The organism is Candidatus Neomarinimicrobiota bacterium (assembly GCA_022560655.1).
Classification (GTDB): domain Bacteria; phylum Fidelibacterota; class Marinisomatia; order SCGC-AAA003-L08; family TS1B11; genus JADFSS01.
This window is the reverse complement of record JADFSS010000109.1, coordinates 1-5139: the sequence shown is the minus strand read 5'-3', so window position 1 is coordinate 5139 and position 5139 is coordinate 1. Positions and strand designations below refer to the sequence as shown.

Sequence of the window (5139 nt, the reverse complement as noted above, 5' to 3'; positions counted from 1 at the left end):
CAGAAGGGGAATCAGCTGGGGGGGATGAAAGGTCCAGGCGAACTCGCCCTTCCCTGACAAGGCCAAGGGTCGGTTTGCGCTGGCTCCACCCGTGTAGCGCACGCTGTACGCTGGCAAGGCAGCGCTCTTGTACTGTGGCGCTACAACTGCCGGAACCGTATGAGGTACCACTTCTACATCCACGGCGAAGCATGCCTGCATGGACATTTCCGAGTGGCAGACGCCCACTTCTACCATGCAGCAGGGGCTCTCGCAGTCCGCCTGAGACGGGAACAACGGTGACACTAGCGGAGCGATCCAGACCAAAAGTGCAAATGTGGCTTTGAGTTTCATCCTGGCCTGAAGTTACTGCTAATATCAAATTGCCAGCAAACGGATTGTTCCCTGCCGCAGGGGAGTAGCCCACCGGCATCTACATCGTCCGGCTGGTGACACCCGAGGTCACCAGGTCGGTCAATCTGGTGCTGCTGAAGCAGCAAAAAGTCACAACTAAAGTCATTTTCCCGGATACGGACCGGATACGGGTATTAGTTTCTCGACGAGCTGTCACCTTATTTTCGATCTGGCAACAGGGGTTCGATTCCCCTACGCGCTACACGCGAATTTGTCGTCGGAAATTGCTTTTTCTTGTCCGTGGCCGGCGACTCTCCAGCTTTCTTCTGATCGCGCAAACTCCCGCAAAGAACCGCACCCGGAGCCGGATATGGAACCGGATTCGCCAAGCTGCGGGGCTGCCAAGGGGGATGGGCGTTAGTTGACGAACAATGGCCTTGGGCCTTTTCACGCTCCGGTGGACCATGGCCGCTAATCCTGTTGGCACTATTCTTGCGCCACACAACGGTGGAGACGAAAGCATGCATTGGGCAGTAAAGCTAGTTCTTTTCGCGGTATTGATGGCCGGCGGGGTCAACTACCGCTCCAGTATCATTCGCTCCAGCGCGGTCATATACTTCCCGGACAGGGATAGCGAGCAAGTGCGCGTCGTCAACTACGGTGACGCCTTTTGTCCCCCTTTTTGCAAGGTGCCGCACCGTCATTTGGTCCACGATATTCGCTGGTCATGCGCCGATGCAGCCGACTGCGAGCATTTCACTGTGCTGCACGTTATCTATCGCGGTGAGGAGAACAGGTTGGCCGCCCTTGAAAAAGAGCTCGGCCACGCGAATCTCATCGCGGAAACGCACATCCTGGTAGGGGACGCCAGTATTAGGCCTCAGTCCCCTGCTCAGCGGCCCTAGCGGATCGCCGCCTAACTCTCATACCTGAACCCACCCCGGCGGATTCTTCCGGTCACGGCTTAGAAGGCCCCAGCGTCAAGACGGGGACTTGCCAGCCAGTCGCTATTTTGTCGCTGTGACGGGCTGCTCCCCAGCCGTTTCACTTACCAGGCTTACGGCCAGGGGTTGCCTGGCGTCGAGATGCACATCACGCTGGGGGAAGGGGATTTCGATCCCATTTTCATGAAACTTATCCCAGACTTTCAGCAGTACCTCGCTTTTCACGTTGCGGACACCATTTTTGGGATCGTCGATCCAGAACCCGAGGTCCAATTCGACGGAATTGTTCCCAAATTCGGCCAGCAAGCAGTTGGGCTCGGGATACGTGAGGACCCGCGGGACCTCACGGGCGGCCTCCAGAACCAATTCCCTGGCTTTATGAATGTCCGACTGGTATGAGACTCCAATCATGGCATGCAGCCGAATCAGGTTGTCTGAGTAGGACCAATTGACTACCTGCTGGGTGAGAAAATCTTCGTTAGGTATCAGGTACTCATGGCCGTCACGGGTGACAACGGAGGCGTAACGCCCACGCAGGCTGGAAATCCAGCCATATACGTCGCCTACCTGCACGACATCTCCGGGCTTGATGGACCTGTCGGTGAGCAGGATAATGCCGCTGATAAAGTTGGAGACGACTTTCTGAAGCCCGAAACCGATGCCGACACCGAGAGCGCCACTGAAAAACGCAAACGCGGATAAGTCTATTCCCACGCTGCTCAGAGCGATGAGGATCACGATGACGTAGACCGTGATCTTGACGATCTTGCTGAACAGAATCTGCGTGGAGGCCGACAGTGTTGAAATCCTGGTGAGGCGCTTTTCGATGTAGTCGCCGAGCCAACGGCCCAGACGCCAGGCGACAAACAGGAAAATGAACGTCTGGATCAGGGAGAGTACGGTGATGTTCACCTCTCCGATTCTAAATCCCAGGAGATCCAAGAAGGCCGCCGCGGGCCGTAGAATGCCGAGAATGTTCAGAGCGGCTAAGGACCAGGCCCCGATGGCAATGCTGCGGGACCAAAAGGGGTCTGGGATTACTGCGGTGGCCAGTTTGATGACGATCCAGGCCAGCAACAGGGTGGCCACCAGGTTAACGATGACCGGGGAGATGCCGAGCTGCCGATACAGTAGTGCGCTGATCCCAATGAGACCGAGCGCATAGACGGTCGGTAGCAGTTTGGTAACCGTACCAAAGAGGTTGGTAAGCAGAACATTGCGGCGCAGGAGAGTCTCGACCCGTGCAGGTAAGCGCGGTTGAAACCGCTTGCCCAGGAGATTGCCGAACAGCACCAGGAGAAGAACTACGGCAACCTGGACCAAATTGCCTATTACCAGCACATTTTCAAGAAACCACGCGCTCATCATGCGAAAGAAATCGGTGATGAACTGGGTACTGAATACCGTCTCCATGTCACTCTCCCGGAATATGCCGTAGTTCAGCAGAGGGGTATAAAGGCTTTGCCTGCCGCCTGGATTTCTCCCCCGCCTGCCATGCGAGACGATAATTTAGGTGGAAAATGCCCGACCAAAGACGCATATTGTGCCGTTCGCCCAATGGGACGAGTCGTGAGCGTTGCCGGGAGAGGCGGCACCTCCGGCGTACGAAAGGCCGCCGAGATGGACTGGTGGCACTGCCCATTGATCTCGTTCCTGAAATTGAACTCATTGCAAACAGTCCCTATCATCCCGATAGCATGAGTATGGCCGTCCGGACAGCCATGAAGGCCGCGGGTCTTGATCCGAAAGGCCGCTCATTGCACAGTCTCCGCCATACTTTTGATCTCACTGAATATTACCACACGGGCGATATTTACTATGTCAAGGGACCGCGGGGACACGCCCACGTCACCGTGACCGAGTGCTATCTCAAGTTCCCGAGGGAATACCTGGAAAAGGTGTTTGGCGAGTCCGTGACGCCCTACCTTACCCGCCAGTTGTGGGCCGATCTCAGCGAGGAACGGCCCGCCTTTCAGATCTGAAACAGCCTCCCACCCGGATACCTGCCGGATACGCTGCTTATCCTTCTGTCGGTAGGTCGCCGGATTGAACGTTTGGCGACAGGCGGTCTGGGTGATTCAGATCGCGGACACCTGAGAAGCATAGGTAGGGACAAAGAAGCAGCCTCCGTCAATTTGCCCCCAAGGTGATCGCCTTAGAGCCTTTGGTATCCAGTCGAGCTGCGCGTATATTTAGTCCGACGACGATACCAACTCGATGCCCCAACAATCACGAATATCAGGCTCCATTGATGAGCTCCGCCGGTGGCGGGCGTTCCGTTTAGAGATGCAGTCCCAATGAGCGAATCTAAGCGACGCCTGGCGGCCATCATGTTTACCGACATAGCCGGGTTCACAGCCTTTTCGGCAAAAAATGAGGTAGGAGCCCTCGCGCTCCTGAATAAGCAGCGCGAACTTCTCAAGCCAATTGTGGAGAAGTTCGGGGGCAGTTGGCTCAAGGAACTGGGCGATGGCCTGCTGCTCAGTTTTTCCAGTTCCCATCGCGCGCTTGATTGCGCCATACACATTCAGGAGGCCGTGCGGGATATTGAAAATCTCAACCTCCGTATCGGCATCCACCAAGGCGACATTATTGAGCAAGACGGCGATATTTTTGGCGACGACGTCAACATTGCTTCAAGGATCGAGGTGTTTTCGGCAGTTGGCGGGGTCGCGGTTTCGGACAAGGTCTACCGCGATATTTCAGGCGACCCGGAGTTCTCCGCGACATATATCGGTCAGCCCAAACTCAAGGGGGTGCAACAAGAGGTCAAGGTTTACAGCATTACTTCGCATGGCCTCCCGGAGACCCGGCTGGCGGATGTGGTCGCAAAACTTGAGAAGGAGCCAAAAAGATGGCGATTCATTGCTCCAGCTGCGATTGCGACATTTGCATTTATTCTTTACTTGGTTGTAGGACGTGGGCCAAAAATTAACTCTATCGCTCTCCTTCCTTTCACTGATGAGACCGGCTTAGCGGAGCAAAAGTATCTAGTCTCAGGCATGTATGACGGACTCCTAGGTGCACTATCCCAGATAAGTTCACTCCGGGTCGTCTCTAGACGTTCTGCGATGCAATATCTGAATAGTGATAAATCAATCGCTCAAATCGCGGAAGAACTAAATGTCGATGCCCTGATTGAGGTGGCCGTGATTCAAACGGGAGACAGCGTAGGGATTCGTCTTCAGCTGATACAATCCCACCCCGTCGAAAGAAATCTGTGGAGCCACGAGCACCATCGACGTCTTAGCAGGGCATACATCATGTATAATGAGATCGCCTTGGCACTCGCCGAGAAAATCAATATAAAATTAACTACTCAGGAGAAAACCGACCTTGCGAGTGCTGATGAAGTGAATCCTGCAGCCTATGAGGCCTACTTGAGGGGCCGCTTCCACTCGTATAGCTTCACTCCGCAGGACTTCGACCTGGCCATCGAATACTACGACGAATCTTTAAACATCGCGCCAAACTTTGCCAAGTCCCAGGCTGGTATTGCAATGATATGGGCCAGTCGGAAAGTACTGGGGATAGGCTCTCCATTCGAAGCAATGCGCGAGGAAAGGAAGGCTGCCAGAGAAGCCGTTAGGCTGGACAGCACACAATCTGAGGCCCAACGAATATTGGCGGTCTTACATGCCTGGACAGGTTGGGATTGGCCCGCGGCAGAGGCTGCCTTTAAAAAGGCCCTCGCCATTAATCCCAGTAACGCCGACGCGCACATTTTTTATGGACATTTCCTCCATATGATGTTGCGTCCTGATGAGGCCACTAGCCACATGGAGAGGGCCATGCTTCTGGATCCCCTCAACTCCTTTTTCCGGGGCTTAAATAGTTTTCATCTGATCTGGACCAGAAATTA

At 54.8% G+C, this 5139-nt stretch carries 4 protein-coding genes; 3 read left to right on the top strand and 1 reads right to left on the bottom strand.

Going from position 1 to position 5139, the window contains the following annotated elements; genetic code table 11:
• Nucleotides 1-854: 854 nt before the first annotated feature.
• On the top strand, nt 855-1238 hold the full coding sequence (locus IH971_10815) for a hypothetical protein (protein MCH7498323.1): 384 nt from the start codon (nt 855-857) through the stop codon (nt 1236-1238).
• A gap of 102 nt (nt 1239-1340) precedes the next feature.
• Here the strand turns inward: IH971_10815 and IH971_10810 are convergent, their stop codons facing one another.
• Nucleotides 1341-2690 carry a mechanosensitive ion channel gene (locus IH971_10810; protein MCH7498322.1) on the bottom strand — a complete coding sequence of 450 codons (1350 nt, stop codon included), beginning with the start codon at nt 2688-2690 and terminating at the stop codon, nt 1341-1343.
• A gap of 215 nt (nt 2691-2905) precedes the next feature.
• Here IH971_10810 and IH971_10805 point away from each other — a divergent pair, with 215 nt between their 5' ends.
• Together IH971_10805 and IH971_10800 are read left to right on the top strand one after the other, a co-directional pair.
• Entirely contained in the window at nt 2906-3259 is a 354-nt protein-coding gene (locus tag IH971_10805; protein ID MCH7498321.1) for a hypothetical protein, read from the top strand.
• A gap of 315 nt (nt 3260-3574) precedes the next feature.
• Nucleotides 3575-5139, top strand: a 1565-nt coding sequence (locus tag IH971_10800; protein MCH7498320.1) for a hypothetical protein, incomplete at its 3' end; no start/stop codon positions are given.

Bases quoted from the DNA above. Each gene is read 5' to 3' on its own strand.
- IH971_10815 (MCH7498323.1), top strand. From the start codon at position 855: ATGCATTGGGCAGTAAAGCTAGTTCTTTTCGCGGTATTGATGGCCGGC.
- IH971_10810 (MCH7498322.1), bottom strand. From the start codon at position 2,690: ATGGAGACGGTATTCAGTACCCAGTTCATCACCGATTTCTTTCGCATG.